Here is an 18917-nt window from a genome sequence, read left to right as displayed (position 1 = left end):
GATTACCCCAGAGGTAACCGGCCCCTCAGAGGGATCGGGCGCCAGGGAGGCGGCCTGCTCGGGACAGCCGCGGATACCCCTGCCCCGTCGGGGCGCCAGGTCGGCCGACCGACAGGCCAAGCACCCGCGTCCGGCCGAAAGGTCACCCCCACCGACCCCGGCGGCGGGCCGAACACCTCGGGCCGACCGGCAAGTCCTCCCGGCGTGAGGGCAATCGGCGCCGGGAGTCTTGACAGGATCGATCACGCGTCACAGTCTTTGGCAACGTTGTCATTCGCCCTGACAACGTTGCCAACCCCTGTGCTCGGCAAGCACGACCCGTGTGATTGGACGCCCCGCTGATGGCTCAGCCGAATCCGCCGCACTCCCCTGCCCGACGATCGATCGTCCTCACCGGCTCGACGCTGCTGGCCGGTTTCGGCCTGGGAACCGCGTTCCCGGGTACCGGCTCGGCCGCCGAACGCCGAAGCCCCGGTGTCCCGCAGGGGTCCGCGGAAGAGCTCGCCGTGTACCGGCCCGTGACCGTCTCCTCGACCGACTACGCCCCCACGCCCGGGGAGTTCGTGGTGGACGGGGTCCGTTCCCCCGGCGTGCGGGGGACCGGGTGGCGTGCGGCGGCCGGTGACCCGCAGTGGATCTCGGTCGACCTCCAGGCGGACTGCCGCGTCACGTGGATCCGGCTCACCTTCGAAGCCGACGCGAGCGACCCGGTGTTCACCCCTCCGGCGAGCGGGAACTGGGCCGACGGAACCACCGGCAAGGAGATCCTGTCGAGCTACGCGGTCGACTTCGTGGTCGAGACATCGCGTGACCGCTCGTCCTGGGCGAGCGTGTACCGGACGACCGCCGGAACCGGCGGTGTCGTCGACATCCAGCTCCCCAAGGCGGCCACGGCCCGCTGGGTGCGCCTGACCTCCCGCAAGCGGTCCAGTGCCAACCCGCTCGGGCTGAACGGCTTCGAGGTGTACGGCACCGCCCCGGGACACCGCCCTGCGGCCACGGGCTGGACCGACTGGGGCACGCACGACGGCCACGCCCCCGCGTTGAAGCAGGCCGCTGACGGCACGGTACCGCTGGAGTCCGGCTGGACGCTGACCATGGACGACTGGGCCGGGGGTGACGGCCCCGCACTGTCGCGGGAGGGCGTGGACACCCGGGCCTGGCTGCCCGCCACCGTGCCCGGCACGGTCCTCGCCTCCCTCGTCGACCGGGGCAAGCTGCCCGACCCGGTCGCCGGCCTGAACAATCTGCGCATCCCTGAGGCGCTCTCCCGCCACTCCTGGTGGTACAAGCGGGACTTCGAGGTGCCGCGCGGCCTGCGGACCGGCGCCGGGCGCCGGATCTGGCTCGAGTTCGACGGCATCAACCACCAGGCGGACATCTGGCTGAACGGGCAGCACGTGGGCGGCTTGTTGTACCCGTTCGCCCGCTCGGCGCACGATGTCACGGAACTCCTGCGCGTGAAGGACGGGAACGCGCTGGCGGTGAAGATCACGCCGATGCCCGTTCCCGGCAGCCCCGGGGACAAGGGCCCGGCCGGTGAGGCCTGGGTCGACGCCGGAGCGAACCAGATGAACCTCAACTCCCCCACCTACCTGGCCTCTTCGGGCTGGGACTGGATGCCGGCCGTCCGTGACCGCGTCGCCGGTATCTGGAACCATGTCAGGCTGAGATCCACCGGTCATGTCGTGATCGGCGACCCGCGGGTGGACACCGTACTGCCCGACCTGCCCGACACCTCGACGGCCGAAGTGACCATCGTGGTCCCGGTCCGGAACGCCGACAGCGCCGACCACAAGGCGACCGTCACGGCCGCGTTCGACGACGTACGGGTCTCGCGGACCGTCACGGTTCCGGCCGGCCGGAGCGTCGACGTCGTGTTCGGCCCGGACTCCTTCAGCCGCCTGCGGCTGCGCGACCCCGAACTGTGGTGGCCCAATGGACTCGGAAGCCCCCACCTGCACGACCTCACGCTCGTCGCCCAGGTGGACGGCAGCGAGAGCGACCGGCGCACCACCCGCTTCGGGATACGCCAGTTCGGCTACGACTACGACGTACCGCTGCCCTTCGTCGCCACCGGCGACGCGTACACCCAGACCGTGGACCTCGGCGCACAGCGGGCTCGGCACATCCGGATCAGATGCCTGACCCGGGCCACCGACTGGGGCAGTTCGCTGTGGGCCCTGTCCGTGTTCGACAGTGCACGGCCGGGGACGGACCTCGCCCTGCATGGCGCCGCCACCGCCTCCACGGTGGACGGGGACGGCCACGGAGCCGGCAATGTCACCGACGGCGACCCGGCCACCCGGTGGTCCTCGGCCTACGAGGACGACCAGTGGGTCCGGGTGGACCTGGGCTCCACCCAGTCGTTCGACCGGGTCGACCTGGTCTGGGAGAAGGCCTACGCCCGGACCTATGCGGTGCAGGTGTCCACCGACGGTTCCGAGTGGCGGGATGCGCGAGCCGTCGACAACACCGCGGTGCCGCTGCCCTTCAACAATGGCGACGCGAGCCTTCAGGTGGAGGAGTTCACCCCACGCACGGCCCGCTTCGTGCGGATCAACTGCGGTCTACGGAACACCAGTTGGGGCAATTCGTTGTGGTCCCTCTCGGTCATCGACAGCACCGGTCCCGGTACCGACCTCGCGCTGCGCAAGCCGGCCACCGCCTCCACCGAGGACGACGGTCACTCGGCGGCCTCCGCCACCGACGGCGACCCCGGCACGCGCTGGTCCTCGCAGTACGCGGACCATCAGTGGATCCGGGTCGACCTCGGCGCCGCGCGGCGTTTCGACCGGGTGGCCATCGTCTGGGAGGCGGCCTATCCGAAGACGTACACGATCCAGGTGTCCGACGACGGCGACGCATGGACCGACGTCAAGTCGGTGACCAACACCCCCGAACCGCTGAAGATCAGCGTGAACGGCGTACGGGTGCTGGCCCGTGGAGGCAACTGGGGCTGGGACGAGTTGCTGCGCCGGATGCCCGCCGCCCGGACGGACGCGGCGGTGCGCATGCACCGCGACATGAACTTCACGATGATCCGCAACTGGGTGGGCAGCAGCAACCGCGAGGAGTTCTACGCCAGTTGTGACGAGCACGGAATCCTGGTGTGGAACGACTTCCCCAACGCCTGGGGCATGGACCCGCCGGACCACGACGCCTTCAACACGACCGCACGGGACACCGTGCTGCGTTACCGCATCCACCCCTGTGTGGTGGTCTGGTGCGGCGCCAACGAGGGCAATCCTCCGGCCGCCATCGACAAGGGCATGCGGGAAGCGGTCGAACAGCAGGCGCCCGGCATCCTGTACCAGAACAACTCGGCCGGCGGCATCATCACCGGCGGCGGCCCCTACGGCTGGGTCGAACCGGAGAAGTACTACGAGCCGTCGACCTACGGCAGCAACAGCTTCGGATTCCACACCGAGATAGGCATGCCGGTCGTCTCCACCGCCGCCAGTCTGCGGAACATGACCGGCGACGAACCCGAGTGGCCGATCCGCGGCGCGTGGTACTACCACGACTGGAGCGAGCGCGGGAACCAGGCCCCGCAGAACTACAAGGCGGCCATCGAGGCCCGTCTGGGCACGGTGGCGGACCTCGACGACTTCGCCCGCAAGGCACAGTTCGTCAACTACGAGAACACACGTGCCATGTTCGAGGCCTGGAACGCACACCTGTGGGACGACGCCAGTGGTCTCATGCTGTGGATGTCCCACCCCGCGTGGCACAGCACCGTATGGCAGACCTACGACTACGACTTCGACGTCAACGGCACCTACTACGGGGCCCGTTCGGCCTGCGAGCCACTCCATGTGCAGGCGGACCCGAGGACGGGACAGGTCATCGCGGTCAACCACACCCGCGCGGCGGTCGAGGGCGCAACGGTCACCGCCCGTCTCCACGACCTCTCCGGACGACAGCTCGGCACCCCGCACACGACCGAGGTCGACGTCCCGGCGGCGGCCACCACCCGGGCCTTCACCGTCGCCTGGGCCGACGGCCTGCCCGACCTGCACCTGCTGCGGCTGACCCTTGAAGACGCCTCGGGCCGCCCGCTGTCGCGCAACACCTACTGGCGCTATCGCAGCCCGGCGGCCATGAAGGCGCTCACGACGGCGAAGCGGGTCCAGGTGTCCGCCTCGATCACGCGGCTTTCCCGGACCGGTGCGCGCCACGAGATGACCGCCACCGTCCGCAACCGGGGAAGGGCCGTGGCCGCGATGACCCGGCTCTCCCTGCTGGACCGCACCAGCGGTGACCGCGTCCTGCCGACGCTGTACAGCGACAACTACCTGTGGCTGCTGCCGGGCGAGTCCCGCCAGGTCACGCTGTCCTGGCCGGCCGCCGCACTCCCCTCCGGCCGCCCCTCACTGCGAGTGGAGGCGTTCAACAGTCACCCGACGTCGGCCCATTCCTGACACGAATGCCCGCTTTACCCCCGAAGCCCCGCCTTCGATCTGCGTTCTCGCTGCTCAGGGGCTTGTCGCTGCCGCGGTTGCCTGGTCTTCTGTACGCCGGTGATCGATAGCGCGTCGCCTCACCACGGTCTGTCCGCGGCCCGTGGTGAGGCGAGGCCGGTAGGAAAGGCGACAACGTGGACTCAGTGGCTGGGCAGGACGTGCGGAGGGGACTGCCCGAAGGGCTGGGTGCGGCGATACGCGAGACCGCCGAGGACATCGCCGCGCTGCTGGGGCCCGATGCCGACATGGAGCTCCGGATTCCCGGGGCGGAGTGGAGTGTCGGCGAGGCGGCGGCACATCTGGCCGTGGCCAACGAGCTGATGGCGGAGCTCGCGGCAGGACAGGCGCGCCCCTACGGGGACGGCACGCCGCAGAGCCTCGCCGAGGCCAATGAGCGGTCGCTGGCCGCGTTCGGGGAGCGGGCGGCCGAACCGCTGGCGGCGATGATCGTCCGGCACGCCGATGCCTGCGTGAAGGCGTTGGAGGAAGGGGCCGCGGAGGACCCCGTGGTCACTCCGCTGGGCCCCATGAGCCCGCAGGAGCTGGGGTCGTATCTGCTCACGCACATGCTCGGCCACGGCTACGATCTCGCCCGCGCGCTGGGCCGGACACACATGATCGACCGGGTCCGGGTCGGGCTGACCCTGCCGTTCATGCTCACGGCGATGCCACGGGTGACCGATCCGCTGCGCACGGCCGGGATGAACACCCGCTACGACATCCGGCTGTGGGGCGGCGGCCGGTTCGGCGTGACCCTGGCCGACGGTGTCCTGTCCGTCGACCGGCAGCCACCGGCCAGGCCGGACTGCACCATCCTCATCGAGCCGGTCACCTTCCTCCTGATGGGCCTCGGACGCCAGGGACAGGCGGGCCCCATCGCCCGTGGCCGCATCCTCGTCTGGGGCCGCAGGCCCTGGCTCGCTCCCCGCTTCCCGGGCCTGTTCACCGCACCCTGAGACAGCGGATCGTTTCCCGGCGGCGGTCCCGAAGGGCTCAGCCGAGCCTGCGGTCGAGGTTGAAGGCCGCGCTGATCAGGGAGAGGTGGGTGAAGGCCTGGGGGAAGTTGCCGCACTGTTCCCCGGTGTGGCCGATCTCCTCCGCGTACAGGCCGAGATGGTTGGCGTACGTGAGCATCTTCTCGAAGGCGAGACGGGCCTCCTCCACACGGCCGGCGCGGGTGAGTGCCTCGACGTACCAGAAGGAGCAGATCGAGAAGGTGCCTTCCTCGCCCTTGAGGCCGTCGGGGCTCGCCTGCGGGTCGTAGCGGTAGACCAGGGAGTCGGAGACCAGGTCCTCGCCCAGGGCGTCGAGGGTGGCGAGCCATTTCGGGTCGGTCGGCGAGATGAACTTCCCGAGCGGCATCATCAGCAGCGACGCGTCGAGGATGTCGCTGTTCTCGGTCTGGGTGAAGGCGGTGCGTCTGGTGGACCAGCCCTGGCTCATGATCCGCCGGTAGATCGTGTCACGGACGGTGCCCCAGCGGATGACGTCGGCGGGCAGGCCGCGGTGCCGGGCCAGCCGCATGGCACGTTCGATGGCCACCCAGCACATGAGGCGGGAGTAGAGGAACGGCTTACGGCCTCCGCGGGTCTCCCACACTCCCTCGTCGGGCTGGTCCCAGTGCTCGCACACCCAGTCGACGATCTTGCTGACGCTGTCCCAGTGCGCGCTGGAGAGGGGCTGCCCCCACTTGTCGTAGAGATAGAGGGAATCGATCAGGGCCCCGTAGATGTCCAGCTGAAGCTGGCCCACCGCGCCGTTGCCGATCCGTACGGGAGCGGATCCGCGATAGCCCTCGAGGTGTGGCAGCTCGCGTTCGGGCAGGTCACGGCGCCCGTCGATGCCGTACATGATCTGCAGTGGACCGTCCGGGCCGGCGGTCTCGGGCGTGCAGCACTGGACGTGCTCGGAAAGGAAGCTCATGAAGGCCTCGGCCTCGTCGGTGAAGCCGAGACGCAGCAGGGCGTACACGCAGAACGCGGCGTCCCGGATCCACACGTAGCGGTAGTCCCAGTTGCGCTCGCCGCCGATCCGCTCGGGCAGGCTGGTGGTCGGTGCGGCGATGATGGCGCCGGTGGGGACGTACGTGAGCAGTTTCAGCGTGAGGGCGGAGCGGTGCACCATCTCCCGCCAGCGGCCGCGGTAACGCGACTGGGACAGCCAGCGCCGCCAGTAGCGCACGGTCGCGTTGAACTCCCTCTCGGCCTCGGTCACGGCGCAGAAACGCGGGCCCACGTCGCCGTCGATCTGGTCGAGCGCGAAGACCGCGGACTCCCCCTCGTGGAGTTTGAACAGCGACCACACGTCCTGTCCGGCGGCCTCGATCGGCACGGTGGACGTCAGGGCCAGCGTGAGCGTGCGCGAGGCGAAGACGGCCTGCCCGGAGTCCACGCGCACGGTGTGCGGGACCGTGCCGTACTCGAAGCGGGGAGCGACTCGCGCGCGAAAGGGCAGCGTCCCCCGGACGCACACCACACGGCGGATCAGGCGGTGCCGTCCGGCCTCGCGCGAGTCGTCGACGACCGGCATGAAGTCCTGGATCTCACCGACCCCGTCGTCCGCGAAGAACCGGGTGATCAGCACATTGGTGTCCGGGAAGTAGAACTGTTTGGTACGCGCCGGGACGTCGGCGGCCAGTTCGAAGCAGCCACCGCGGTCGGCGTCCAGGATCGAGGCGAAGACGCTGGGCGCGTCGAAGCGCGGGCAGCAGTACCAGTCGATGGTGCCGTCCGTGCCGACCAGAGCCGCGCTGCGCAGGTCGCCGATCAGACCGTGGTCGGCGATGGGCAGATAGCGGGGAGTGTCTGCGCCGCGTGGACCGCCGGGCACACCATGGGCCTCGTCGTACGCGCTTGGCACCGGAGTCACATCAGCCATACCGGCCTCCTCTGGGCCGTCGCCCGAGCCCCCTCCGTTCCAGGCTAACGAGTCATCCGGACTCGGGGGCGCTCGTCCATGGGCACTCCCGGCCACCCGACCACCCGAACGACCACACGTACGGCCGCGCTCCCGCACCGCCACCCGAGGCCGAGGGCGGCGAGCGGGGCCGGTCGCGCTCCCTGTGGAGCCCGCCCCGCACGGCCGGTCGCGCCCCACACCACGCTGTGCCCCGCACGACCACGGGGTTCGCGGCGATGCAGCCGCGCGGCCATGCCGTCAGTGCTTGAGGACGACCTTGGCGGCCACGATGATCAGTCCGAGAGCCAGGTTCACGAAGCCCTCGGCGATGATCAGGCCGCGGGAGGCGCCCGCACGGGCGGCTCCGAGGCACGCCCATATGACCTGCTGGGCCACCGCGATGCCCAGGGCGATCCACAGGCCCGTGTTCACACTCATGTCGAACACGGCGCTGAGGGCCACGGCGGCAGCGGGAAGCGTGGCGGCCTCGACGATGGACCACTCGTGCGCGCCGATCCGGCGGATCTCCCGCCAGGACCAGGACTGACCGACGATGCGCTCCCCCGCGAGCTGTGCGTAGACGTGGGTCGCCCAGAAGACCAGGCCGGTGATCACCAGCAGCACGACCGCCTCGAGCCGTGGGTACTCCCCTCCCGCTCCGGCGGTGGCCACCACGGACGCGGCCAGGATCGAGCCGTAGATGGCGCCCGCGTAGTCGGTTCGTTGGCCTGCCGGCGGGTCCGCACGATCCCCGCGCTCAGGGGGCACGCTGGAGCGACTCACCAACTCAACATAGGGGGAGCGCCACGGCCGCGCCCGGCGAGTGTGCCGTCCGGGGCGTCGCGCGGGCGGGTTCCGACTCGCGCCGGCACTCATGGCTCGAGAGCTCCGGCACGGCTCCGGTCCTGCCCCGGGTAGCGGACACATCCTGACCTCCATCCCTGCGACGGTGATCTCGCACCGGACAGCCCGACCGACCGGAAGGACCCGATCACCGTGACCACCCCGACCGCATCTCCCTCACCACCCGATGGAGAGCGGGCCGACCACGCCGGCAGCCGTCTCCGGCGGGGCTCGACGGCCGCGCCGAGGGCCGGTCTGCCCGCCCCGGGGACTCGCCCCTCCGGACGCCCCTCCGGAGAGTCGCGCACCCGTGACGAGCGCCGCGCGGTGACACGATGACCGTTCTCGGCGAACGGGCGCTGAACCGGGCGACGCTCGCCCGTCAGCTGCTGCTCGACCGCGCGGACGTTCCGGTCCTCGACGCCGTCGCGCACCTGTGCGGCCTGCAGGCCCAGGAGCCGCAGGAACCCTTCGTCGGACTCTGGTCGCGGCTGCGCGCGTTCGACCCGGCGGTCCTGGACGACCTGCTGATCCGGCGCGGCGTGGTGCGGACCCACCTCATGCGTCGCACGGTGCACCTCGTCGCCGCCGACGACGTCCGTGGCTGGAGGGCCCGCCACGACGCCATGCTGCGCCAGAAGGTGCTCGGGACCTACCGCGGCGAGCTCGCCGGGGTCGATCTCGACGAACTGGCCGCGGCGGGAAGGGCGTTGATGGCCGACGGCGAGGCCCGCTCGGCGGCCGACATGGTGCGCGTACTGGCCACACGCTGGCCCGCGCCAGGACGGCGGGCCCTCGGCGAAATGCTGGTCGCCGCGCTCGTACCGGTCGCGCAGACACCACCCCGCGGACTGTGGCGCACCAAGGCGGGCGTGCGCAACGTGCTCCTCTCCTCCTGGCTGGGCCGGGACGTGGACCCGCCCGCCCCCGACGGCTCCGACCCGGTCGGCCAGGCCCTGGTCCGGCGGTATCTGGCCGCTTTCGGTCCCGCCACGTCCTCCGACCTGCGCGCCTGGTGCGGCCTCGCCGGGCTGCCGGCCGCGGTGGCCGCCGTACGGGAGGAACTGGTGACCTTCCGCGACGAGGCGGGCCGGGAACTGCTGGACCTCCCCGACGCGCCACGCCCCGATCCCGACACCCCGGCCCCGGTGCGGTTCCTTCCCGCGTTCGACAACGCGATCCTCGGCTACCAGGACCGCGGCCGGATCGTCGACACCGCCCATCGGGGGCTCTCGGTCGCCGGCGAGCGCGTGGTGCTGCTCGACGGCCGCGTCACCGCGACCTGGAAGGCCGAGGCGGACACCGTGGTCGTCACTCCGCTGCGCTCCTTGTCCCGAGCCGAACGGTCCGCCGTCGCCGAACAGGGCCAGGAGCTGTCGTCGTTCCTCTCCGGCCGGGAAAGCGACCGCGTACGCATGGCGGCGGCTCCGGGGTAGGGCACGGCGAAGGGCCTTCGAAGGGTCAGGCGGTCCGGGTCGGCCCGATGCCGGCCGCTTCGGCGGCGAGTTCGCCGCGGATCAGTTCCAGGAGCCGTCCGGTCCAGTTCCGTCCGCGCTGCCCGCCCTCGCCCCAGTGGAACGATGCGGCGCCGGAGTAGAGGATCTTGGCGTCCCGCGTGCTGAGCAGGACCTCGGCGAGCGCGGGATGCTGGGCGTACTTGGCCCGCATCAGCTGCGCCATCACGGCCAGTCGAGCCTGTTCCCAGCCTTGGCGCCGGTGAGCCGTCTCGGCCACCCGCCTGGCCGCGTAGTTGTTCCCGGCGGCGAGCACGGCCTGCTGCCCGGTCTCGTCGTCGGTGGACAGGGCCAGGTAGGCGCGCTCGACGTCGGGATACACGACGCCTCCCACCTGGACGGGGCACGGGTACTCGTTGCGCAGCGCGAGCAGGCCGGGGTCGTCCGGCCGGCCTTCCGGGAAGACCGTGTGCGCGAGCCTGACGGCGGGGGAAACCGGCTCGGCAGGTCCGAAGATCTCGGTCCTTGCCTCGTGTTCGGTGCGGAGTTCAGCATGCCGGGCGAAGTAGGCGAGCGCCGAGGCGTGCATCTTCTCGGTGACGGTCTCGTCGCCGCGCGGCATCCGGCCGCCGACGCCGGCCGCCAGCACTTGAAGAGGCCAGTCCTTGCTGTCCATGTCGCCCAACGCGTAGTGGCGCAGGTGCTCGGGGATCGCCAGGTAGGCGTCGAGCAGGTGCCGCCTGCGCTCTTCGGTCGGGTCGGCGAGATGGGCGTCGGCCGCCTCCCGGCATCGCCCGGTCGAGTCGGGGCGACCGTTCAGCTCGTCGATGGTGTCCCGGACCTCGCCGAGGAGCATCTCCGGAGTGACCCACGACTTCGGTTCGTCGAACTTCCATGAGGCGACGTGATGAATCGAGGCCCTGGTGCCCTGTTCGAGCGCAGTGGCGACCCACCCGGAGCGGAGCTTCTCCTCGAATTCGGCCATGCCGACGAGTCCCCAGCAGTCGATCAGGCCGTCGGCGTAGACGATCAGATCGGTGAGGTAGTAGTCGCTGCCGTTCCGGATGAAGGCGTGCCGCGTGGTGCCGGGTATCCGCTCGCCGTCGACGTGCCTGTAGGTGGGGTGCTGGGCTGACATGCCGCCGGCTTAGGGCGGTGATCACCGAGGGGTTCGCCGGACCGATCGGATCGCCGGGGTCGCTTTCCGGTCGGACGGAGCCCCGGCCCCGCAGCCGGTGCCGGCCGGCTCCGTTTCGGGCCGGAGACCATCGATCCGCGCGGGTGCGCCCGGCGCAATGTCTGTACGCCGCCGACGTCCTGAGATAGCGTCACCTCGCCCACCCGGATTGAATCGTTTCAATCACTTGAGGAACGAGGCACCATGCCGTTGAACAGCACACCTGAGAACGCCCCGCGGTCCGGTCTCCCCCGGCGAGCGGTCGTCGCCGCCGGGGCCGGCGCCCTGGCCCTGTCCGCCGCGGGCCTCCCCGCCGCGGGGACCGCGTCCGCCGCCGAGGGATCGGCCGGTACGGCACCGTCGGCAGCGCCCCGCTCCGGAAGGAACTGGCAGCACTATGTGCAGGCTCCGGCCTCCCGCGCGGTGCGGCCCGTGCGCGTCCTCGGTTCCACCGGGGATGTCCGCAAACCCGAGGGCCTGTTGAAGTCCGGCGGCCCCCGGACCGTCCTGCGGCGCCCCGAGCCCGTGCCGGCCCCGCGCTGGCCCGAAGGCACCGTGGCCGAGGCCTCCTCGGCGCATGCGGGCAACAACGGCAACGACGGACAGCCGCGCACCTACGACGCCAGGAACGCCGTCGACGGCGACCCGGGGTCGTTCTGGAACGACGACACGCTGGGCGCGTTCCCCGACACCCTCACCATCACCCTGCCCTCGTCGCGGGAGCTGTCGGGCATCACGCTCGTCTCCAACAGCGACGGCGTCCCCACCGACTTCGTGGTCGACGTGTGGCGGGACGGCGCCTGGCAGACGGCCGCCACGGTCGAGGACAACGATGTCATCCAGCGGGCGGTGCCGTTCACGGCCAAGGTGTCCACCACCAAGGTCCGCATCACGGTGACGGGCGTCCAGGACACTTCGCGCGGGGCCTTCACCCGGGTCAACGAGGTGTGGCCGGAGCCCGTCGCGCCGGTGGCGGCACCGAGTGTCACGGTGGACTTCGGCAAGGTCGTCGTGGGATTCCCGCGCATCCGCTTCACCTCCGCGTCCGACAACTCCCCCGGTGTGCGGCTCGCGTTCTCCGAGACCAGGCAGTTCCTGACCGAGCGCTCCGACTTCACGCGCTCCGACCAGTCCGGCGGTGCGGGCCAGGGAACCGACCAGTTCGCGGTACCGGCCGCGGGCGCGGAGTGGACCGACCGCAAGGGTTTTCAGGCAGGCGACAAGGTCTACGCGGACGGACTGCACGGCTTCCGCTATCTCAAGATCACGCTCGACGCCCTGGCGAGCGACGCGCCCGCCGCGCAGCCGTGGGGAACGGTCGAGATCGACTCCGTCGGCCTCGACTTCAGCGCCTATCTGGGCACGCCGAGCACCTACCGGGGATGGTTCCTGTGCTCCGACGACGACCTCAACCGCTACTGGTACGGAGCCTCGTACACCAACGAGCTGGTCACGGACACCTTCCGTCAGGACGACGTCGACCCGCGCAACGCCTGGAGTCCCTCGCTCGAGGGCAAGCTGGTGCTGCACGACGGCCCCAAGCGCGACCGGGACCCCTATGTCGGTGACCTCGCCGTGTCGGCGCGGACCCTCTATCTGACACATGACGACACGGCCGCGGCCGCACGCAACGTCCTGGCCGACCTGGCGGACCATCAGCGTGCCGACGGATGGATCCCACCGGCATCCATCGCCGGCTACACCCTGCCCCTGTTCGACTATCCGCTGTGGTGGGTCACCTGCAGTTGGGACTACGTGCTCTACACGGGAGACCGCTCCTACGCGAGCCGCTACTACCCGAACCTGCTGAAGGTGCTCGACACCTGGTATCCGAGTGTCACCGACAGCGCCGGTCTGCTCAGCAAGGGGCTCAACGGCACGGACGGATACGGCGATTACGCCTTCCTGGACCGCACCGGACGCATCACCTACTACAACGCCAACTATGTCCAGGCACTCGACGACGCGGCCCGGCTGGCGCGTTGGCTCGGCCATGAGGGTGACGCGGAGCGCTGGAGCCGGCGGGCCGGATCGGTGAAGGACGCGATCAACACGCATCTGTGGGACGAGACGGTCGGCGCCTATCTCGACTCGGCGACGGGACCGGTCAGACACGCGCAGGACGGCAACGCGATCGCCATCACCTCGGGTGTCGCCGGTAGCGAGCGCGCCGCCTCGGCCCTCGCCCATCTGGACGCCACCACACGACGGCCGTACGGCAACGCGTTCATGGACAACGACACCATCTTCGGCGATGCCTCCCAGCGCGTGTACGCCTTCACCTCGTACCCCGAGATCGTGGCACGCTTCGAGACGGGGCGGGCGGAATCCGCGGTCGACCAGATCCGGCGCACCTACGGCTGGATGGACAGCCACGATCCCGGCATCACGCACTGGGAGGGCATCGGTCCCGGCGGGTCCTTGTACGAGGGCGCCTACACCAGCATGGCGCACGGCTGGTCCACCGGCGTTCTCCCGGCGTTGACACATCAACTGCTCGGCGCCCTGCCGACATCCCCCGGCTACGCCACATGGGAAGTGCGTCCGCATCCCGGCGGCATCGCCTGGGCTCAAGGACAACTGCCCACACCGCAAGGCGCGTTGGTGGTCCAGTGGGAGAACTCCGCGAAGGCCTTCGAGTTGACCGTGCGGGTGCCTGCGGGAACCCGAGGCGCGGTCGTGTTCCCCATGGACAGTCATGATGTGACGGTGCGAAGGGGCGGGCGCGTTCTCTGGGACGGCCGCCGGGCGTCCGACCGCGGTGTTCGGGTCACCGACAGCCGGATCACGGTCTCCGGCCTGCGCGCGGGCACCCACAGCTTCTCCGCCGTTCGGCACGGCTGAGAGACATCGCGTCACGGGGAAGCGAGTGCGGGGCCGATGCTCAGTCGGCCCCGCGCTGCCGGGTGCCGGTCGGGCGGAAGCACGCGGTGATCGTCTTCCCATGGCGCTGGCACTTCATGGCCCACTCGTCGGCGAGCATCCGCACGATGCCGACCCCCCGGCCGGACACCGCGCCCGGCTCCGGATCACGCTGGAGCGGCAGGGTGGAGTCCTCGTCGTGGACACTCACGTGAAGGCAGTCGCCGTCCCAGGTGAGAATAAGATGCGCGTCGCTGCGAGCGTGGACATGGGCGTTGGTGAGGAGTTCGGACACCGTCAACACGACAGCGTCCACCGTCTCGGGTTCGTCGGCCGTCCACGGAAGGGACTCCAGGTGCCCCCGGGTCCAGCGCCGCCCGGCGCTCACACCCCCGGAGACCGGGAACGAATGTGCCCAGCCCATCGCCTTGACCGCCATCGCCCGACCTCGCTCCCGTTTCACTCAACAGTGCCGCTCTCGTACTGGCCCTGTACCCGCAAGCCGCCCACACAGTCGGCACAGCCGCCAGCAGGCCCGGCAGATCGCGGCGACACTCCGTGGAGACTTGATGGACGCTGCTGGACGGACGCCCCATCGGTGAGACGCTGCGGAGCCCGGAAGACACCTCGGGAGTGAACTTCGCACCACAACTCGCGTTCCCCTTTGGGGCGAACCATCACGCGAAGGGAACAACAGGCCAACACTGTCCGTACTATCTGTAAGCCGGGGCATACGCATCAAGTGCGCCTGCCCATCCCTGCAGCCCGGTCAACGGGAACAAGCCCCGCCCTCCGGCAGCTTCATGGTGTGTTCATGCGGCGGCCACGCACCGAAGAGAGGTCTCCATCGTGCCCGACACCAAGACTCCCACCGAACTGACTTCGCACTACACCGCCCAAGTGGTCGGCGACCTCGAGCGCAACACCAAGGAACAGGAGCGCATCGGCACGGAGATCGACGCGCTGCAGGAGCAGTTGACCGCCCTGCGTCAGGACCACGCCGTCCTCACCAACCTGCACCAGGCGCTGGGCGCCACGAGCGCTCTCACCGAGGCCGGACCCGAGCCCACCACAGTGCCCTCGGTCCCCCAGCAGAAGACTCCCGCCAAGTCCGCCAAGTCTGTCAAGGTCGCGGACGGCAAGCGAACGCGGACGAAGAAGCCCGGCACCGTGAAGGACACGCCCGCCGGGGCGCCCGCCGCCAAGAAGCCCGCGGTCAAGGACACATCGGCTCAGCCCACCCTCATCGAGCTCATCCGCCGCTACCTCACGGAACAGAGCGAACCGCGCTCCGCCGCGGAGGTGTCCACGGCGCTCGGCGAGACCCACCCCGACCGCCGCATCCAGACCAACGTCGTCCGGACCACGCTCGAGAACCTCGTGGCCAAGAGCCACGCCCATCGCGCCAAGCAGGGCAGCTCCGTGTTCTACACGACCACCGACGCTCCGGAGCCGACGGCGCCCGCGCCGAGCGCGGAACAGCCGACGAAGACCGACAGCAACTGAACCCGGTCAACTCCGGTGCACAGCACCTGACTTGGGCATCCATGCCCACCACGTCGACGGGACGGGACCGCGCTCATGACGGCCGTCGGCAAGTCATGCGCGGCTCCGCACCGACACCTTGATGTGCCCACTCCCGAACTCGGGCTCAGGCCTCCTGTCGCATCCGGGCGGCCCGTACGACATGAGGGTGTGAGGCGGCAACAGCCGTCCGGACCCCTGGTGCTCGCCGCGGCGGCGCGCGCCACGCGTGCCGGTCTCGTCGTCATCGGGGCGCCCGGCCACCGGGCTCCCGACGGGTCCATGGGTGCGAGGCTCCCGGTCCGCGGCCCTCACTCCGGGGCCGCACCGGGATCCGGCTTCGGCATGCCGATGCCGTGACCTCGGATTTCGTGCCCCCCGGCATCCGGACGGTCGCTCAGGCCGTCACCTTGGCGACCAACGCCGCCAGGTTCGCCACGGTCCGCTGGATCTTCTCCTCCAGGGTCAGCGACTCGTGGAACCGCCCTCCTGCACCCGCGTCCTTCCTTCCCCTCACGTACAGCGAGCAGGCCAGGTCGCTGCAGATGTAGGCGCCGACCGAGTTGCCCTGCTGTCCGGCCTTCCCCGCCTTGGGCGCGACCATGAGGGAGACGCCGCCGGTGTGGGTGGTCACACACATGGAGCACATGCTGCGCCGCATCTGCCCCGCGATCGAGCCGGTGCAGCGCAGCACGAGGCCCTTCGGTCCGCCCTCCAGCTCGGCCACTATGTAGGCGCGTTCGGGTGACTGGGGGTCTCGCCAGCCCAGGTAGTCCAGGTCGTCCCAGGGCAGGTCGGCCAGGTCGCGCGGGACGGAGAGGCGCTTCGCCTCGCCCTTGGTGCAGTTCACGAACGCGGTACGGATCTCTTGCTCGGTCAACGGCTTCATATAGCTCACGGTAATTTGCCTAAAAGTATTAGGCAAATGCATAATCAGTTACGCCAAGAGAGAGGAAGGACATGGTTCGCGCGGGACTGAACGCCGAGCGCCTGACGCGGGCGGGCGCGGAGCTGGCCGACGAGGTCGGCTTCGATCAGGTGACCGTCTCGGCGCTGGCCAGACGGTTCGATGTCAAGGTCGCGAGTCTCTACTCGCACCTGAAGAGCTCCCAGGACCTCAAGACCCGGATCGCCCTGCTCGCCCTGGACGAGCTCGCCGAGAGGGGGGCCGCCGCGCTGGCCGGGCGGGCCGGCAAGGACGCCCTGACCGCCTTCGCGAACGTCTACCGCGACTACGCCAGGGAGCACCCCGGCCGCTACGCCGCGGCGCAACTGAGGCTCGACGCCGAGACGGCGGCCGCGAGCGCCGGCGTCAAGCACGCGCAGATGATGCGGGCGATCCTGCGGGGCTACGACCTGGAGGAACCGGACCAGACCCATGCCGTCCGGATGCTGGGCAGCGTGTTCCACGGCTATGTGAGCCTGGAGACGGGCGGAGGATTCAGCCACAGCGCACCCGACTCGCAGGAAAGCTGGACCCGCGTCCTGGACGCCCTCGACACCCTGTTGCGGAACTGGCCCGCCCCCTGACCCGATGCCTCGGCCGGGCGGACGCCGACATCGCCGGGCGTCCTTTCCGGGCCCGGGTGCCGGACACCGCCGACTCTGCCGGTGTCCGGCACGGAACCATCCGCCGTGCTCCCCAGCGGACATCGTGCATGACACCGCGTCACCCGCGCATTGCCGGTTTCCGGCAATGTTGCCTAGGCTCTGCGTGCCGGTCAGCGCCAGAAGTCGTCACCGGGCCGTCAAGAAACCGGGGGACGCTGTGATGGAACGGGCGACGACCGAGCAGTATCTGGAGGGCTATGCCCGGATACTGGCCGATGTCTCCGTCACCGGCCGACGCCTCACCCGGGACGAGGTCGAGTCGCGGCGGACCCTGGGCGAACGCGCTGCCGACGCCGGTCATGGTCTGCCCGCGCTCGTCAGCGCCCATCTCTCCGCCGCCCGCGCCGCCTGGCCGGCCTGGCCCGCCTCACCGCATTCCGCCGACAGCACGCTCGCCGCGATCCAGCAGGTCATCGACGCCTTCGCCGAGGGGTTCGGGCGGGCGCAGCTGCTCGCCGTACGCAAGGAGGAGGCGGCGCGCCGCGAGTTCATCGACGACCTCCTCTACGGACGCAGCGACCTGGGCCGCCTCGCCGAGCGCGCGGAACGCTTCGGCCTGCGGCTCTCCCACGCGTACGCCGTCGCCGTCGCGGAGGGCCCGAAGGCCTACGACGAGTCGGCGCCCGCTCCCCGCCGGGTGGAACAGTCGCTCATCGCCCGCTTCGGTGACCGCAGCATCCTGCTCACCACGAAGGACGGCCGGATGGTGTGCATCGCGCCCGGCGACCAGAAGGACGTCCTCACGCACTTCGCCACGCAGGCGCACGCGGCGACCGACGGTGGACGCGTGGCCATCGGCCGGCCCCAGCCCGGCCCCGGCGGCGTCGTGCAGTCGTACGAGGAGGCGCTGAACACCCTCGAACTCGCCCAGCGGCTCGGCCTGGACGCTCCCGTGCTGCGCGCCGCCGACCTGCTCGTCTACCCGGTCCTCACCCGGGACCGCCAGGCGATGGCCGACCTGGTCCTCGCCGCGCTCGGGCCGCTCACCGGCGCCCGCGGCGGCGCCCAGCCGCTCCTGGACACCCTCACCGCGTATTTCGACACCGGCTGCGTCGCCGCCGCGGCGGCCCGCCGCCTCTCCTTGAGCGTGCGCGCGCTGACGTACCGCCTCGAACGCATCCATCAGCTCACCGGGGCCGACCCGGCCGACCCCACGCACCGCTACACACTGCAGACCGCGGTCATCGGCGCCCGGCTGCTGGACTGGCCCGCGCGGAGTCTGTGACTCAGCGATAGTCGGGGTTCGGCGCGTCGAGACGGCAGCCCGCGTCCCACTCCGAACGCTGATTGCCGTGGGCCGGGATGCCGTCCGCCCGCTTCAACAGGGCCGCCACATGCATCAGGTTCCAGGTCATGAAGGTGGTGTTGCGGTTGGTGAAGTCGTTCTCGGGGCCGCCCGAGCCGGTGTCGAGGTACGACGGACCGGGTCCCGCCGGGCCGATCCAGCCGGCGTCGGCCTGCGGCGGGATGGTGTAGCCGAGGTGCTGGAGGCTGTAGAGGATGTTCATCGCGCAGTGCTTCACGCCGTCCTCGTTGCCGGTGATCAGACAGCCGCCGACGCGCCCGTAATAAGCGTACTGACCGGCGGAGTTGAGCAGTCCCGAACCGCCGTAGAGCCGTTCGACGACCTGCTTGGTGACCGAGCTGTTGTCACCGAGCCAGATCGGCCCGGCGATCACCAGGATGTCGGCGGTCATCACCCGCTCCTGAAGGGCCGGCCAGGCGTCCGTGGCGAAGCCGTGTTCGGTCATGTCCGGGTAGACGCCCGGTGCGATGTCGTGGTCGACGGCGCGTACGACCTCGGTCGTGACTCCCTGCCCCTCCATGATCGCCCTGCTCTTGTCGACCAGTCCCTGGGTGTTGCTCCGCTGGGGCGACGGCTTGAGGGTGCAGTTGATGAACATGGCACGCAGATCGTCGAAGCGGTACGCGTCGTCGGCTGCCGAGGTCGACGCTGACTCGGTCATGGGGACTCCTTCGTGCGGGGCTGCGACGGTCAGGTGGGCCGGGGCGCGTCGGCGCCTGGCCGCGCTTCCGGTCGATCGCTCAGGAGCAGCGTCTCCCGCGCACCCCCGCTTGTCC

The 18917-nt window shown here is 70.4% G+C and carries 13 protein-coding genes; 7 read left to right on the top strand and 6 right to left on the bottom strand.

Features of this window, described 5'->3' with window-relative positions; genetic code table 11:
* The first annotated feature begins 341 nt into the window (after positions 1-341).
* Both ACWD68_RS18205 and ACWD68_RS18200 read left to right on the top strand, forming a co-directional pair.
* The gene (locus ACWD68_RS18205; RefSeq protein WP_451807434.1) at positions 342-4424 is read left to right on the top strand and encodes a discoidin domain-containing protein; all 4083 of its coding nucleotides are present in this window, start codon (positions 342-344) and stop codon (positions 4422-4424) included.
* A gap of 185 nt (positions 4425-4609) precedes the next feature.
* Positions 4610-5422 carry a maleylpyruvate isomerase family mycothiol-dependent enzyme gene (locus tag ACWD68_RS18200; RefSeq protein WP_451807433.1) on the top strand — a complete coding sequence of 271 codons (813 nt, stop codon included), beginning with the start codon at positions 4610-4612 and terminating at the stop codon, positions 5420-5422.
* A 37-nt stretch (positions 5423-5459) separates the two neighbouring features.
* On the opposite strand, the gene ACWD68_RS18195 is transcribed toward ACWD68_RS18200, so the two are convergent.
* Both ACWD68_RS18195 and ACWD68_RS18190 read right to left on the bottom strand, forming a co-directional pair.
* A complete protein-coding gene (locus ACWD68_RS18195) occupies positions 5460-7343 on the bottom strand; it encodes a glycoside hydrolase family 15 protein (RefSeq protein WP_451807432.1) in 1884 nt (627 codons plus the stop codon).
* A gap of 279 nt (positions 7344-7622) precedes the next feature.
* Positions 7623-8147, bottom strand: coding sequence for a hypothetical protein (locus tag ACWD68_RS18190; protein ID WP_451807431.1), 525 nt, complete (start codon positions 8145-8147; stop codon positions 7623-7625).
* Between the two features lie 395 nt (positions 8148-8542).
* Between ACWD68_RS18190 and ACWD68_RS18185 the strand changes: the two genes are divergently transcribed.
* Positions 8543-9643: a winged helix DNA-binding domain-containing protein gene (locus ACWD68_RS18185; RefSeq protein ID WP_451807430.1), complete on the top strand. Its 1101-nt coding sequence runs from the start codon at positions 8543-8545 to the stop codon at positions 9641-9643.
* A gap of 25 nt (positions 9644-9668) precedes the next feature.
* Here the strand turns inward: ACWD68_RS18185 and ACWD68_RS18180 are convergent, their stop codons facing one another.
* Positions 9669-10799, bottom strand: a complete 1131-nt coding sequence (locus ACWD68_RS18180) for an NADAR family protein (protein ID WP_451807429.1) — start codon at positions 10797-10799, stop codon at positions 9669-9671.
* Positions 10800-11042: 243 nt separating this feature from the next.
* Here ACWD68_RS18180 and ACWD68_RS18175 point away from each other — a divergent pair, with 243 nt between their 5' ends.
* Positions 11043-13682, top strand: a complete 2640-nt coding sequence (locus tag ACWD68_RS18175; protein WP_451807428.1) for an alpha-L-rhamnosidase-related protein — start codon at positions 11043-11045, stop codon at positions 13680-13682.
* A 40-nt stretch (positions 13683-13722) separates the two neighbouring features.
* On the opposite strand, the gene ACWD68_RS18170 is transcribed toward ACWD68_RS18175, so the two are convergent.
* Positions 13723-14139, bottom strand: coding sequence for an ATP-binding protein (locus ACWD68_RS18170; RefSeq protein ID WP_451807427.1), 417 nt, complete (start codon positions 14137-14139; stop codon positions 13723-13725).
* Between the two features lie 410 nt (positions 14140-14549).
* Between ACWD68_RS18170 and ACWD68_RS18165 the strand changes: the two genes are divergently transcribed.
* Entirely contained in the window at positions 14550-15206 is a 657-nt protein-coding gene (locus tag ACWD68_RS18165; RefSeq protein WP_451807426.1) for a hypothetical protein, read from the top strand.
* Between the two features lie 415 nt (positions 15207-15621).
* On the opposite strand, the gene ACWD68_RS18160 is transcribed toward ACWD68_RS18165, so the two are convergent.
* On the bottom strand, positions 15622-16113 hold the full coding sequence (locus ACWD68_RS18160) for an FBP domain-containing protein (protein WP_451807425.1): 492 nt from the start codon (positions 16111-16113) through the stop codon (positions 15622-15624).
* A 71-nt stretch (positions 16114-16184) separates the two neighbouring features.
* On the opposite strand from ACWD68_RS18160, the gene ACWD68_RS18155 reads away from it, so the two are divergent.
* Together ACWD68_RS18155 and ACWD68_RS18150 are read left to right on the top strand one after the other, a co-directional pair.
* Positions 16185-16754: a TetR/AcrR family transcriptional regulator gene (locus ACWD68_RS18155; protein ID WP_451807424.1), complete on the top strand. Its 570-nt coding sequence runs from the start codon at positions 16185-16187 to the stop codon at positions 16752-16754.
* A 241-nt stretch (positions 16755-16995) separates the two neighbouring features.
* Entirely contained in the window at positions 16996-18060 is a 1065-nt protein-coding gene (locus tag ACWD68_RS18150) for a PucR family transcriptional regulator (protein WP_451807423.1), read from the top strand.
* Position 18061: 1 nt separating this feature from the next.
* Here ACWD68_RS18150 and ACWD68_RS18145 read toward each other — a convergent pair whose 3' ends face one another.
* Positions 18062-18802 (bottom strand): flavodoxin family protein, encoded by a 741-nt coding sequence (locus ACWD68_RS18145; RefSeq protein ID WP_451807422.1) that lies wholly within the window; start codon positions 18800-18802, stop codon positions 18062-18064.
* Between the last annotated feature and the right edge of the window lie 115 nt (positions 18803-18917).

This window comes from Streptomyces sp. NPDC005141, from assembly GCF_053599975.1.
The sequence above is the reverse complement of the archived record's forward strand: the minus strand, read 5'-3'. Positions and strand labels throughout refer to the sequence as shown.

Excerpts from the sequence above, each read along its gene's own strand:
- ACWD68_RS18205 (WP_451807434.1), top strand. The coding sequence starts at position 342 with ATGGCTCAGCCGAATCCGCCGCACTCCCCTGCCCGACGATCGATCGTC.
- ACWD68_RS18195 (WP_451807432.1), bottom strand. The coding sequence starts at position 7,343 with ATGGCTGATGTGACTCCGGTGCCAAGCGCGTACGACGAGGCCCATGGT.
- ACWD68_RS18185 (WP_451807430.1), top strand. The coding sequence starts at position 8,543 with ATGACCGTTCTCGGCGAACGGGCGCTGAACCGGGCGACGCTCGCCCGT.
- ACWD68_RS18180 (WP_451807429.1), bottom strand. The coding sequence starts at position 10,799 with ATGTCAGCCCAGCACCCCACCTACAGGCACGTCGACGGCGAGCGGATA.
- ACWD68_RS18175 (WP_451807428.1), top strand. The coding sequence starts at position 11,043 with ATGCCGTTGAACAGCACACCTGAGAACGCCCCGCGGTCCGGTCTCCCC.
- ACWD68_RS18170 (WP_451807427.1), bottom strand. The coding sequence starts at position 14,139 with ATGGCGGTCAAGGCGATGGGCTGGGCACATTCGTTCCCGGTCTCCGGG.
- ACWD68_RS18160 (WP_451807425.1), bottom strand. The coding sequence starts at position 16,113 with ATGAAGCCGTTGACCGAGCAAGAGATCCGTACCGCGTTCGTGAACTGC.
- ACWD68_RS18155 (WP_451807424.1), top strand. The coding sequence starts at position 16,185 with ATGGTTCGCGCGGGACTGAACGCCGAGCGCCTGACGCGGGCGGGCGCG.
- ACWD68_RS18150 (WP_451807423.1), top strand. The coding sequence starts at position 16,996 with ATGGAACGGGCGACGACCGAGCAGTATCTGGAGGGCTATGCCCGGATA.
- ACWD68_RS18145 (WP_451807422.1), bottom strand. The coding sequence starts at position 18,802 with ATGACCGAGTCAGCGTCGACCTCGGCAGCCGACGACGCGTACCGCTTC.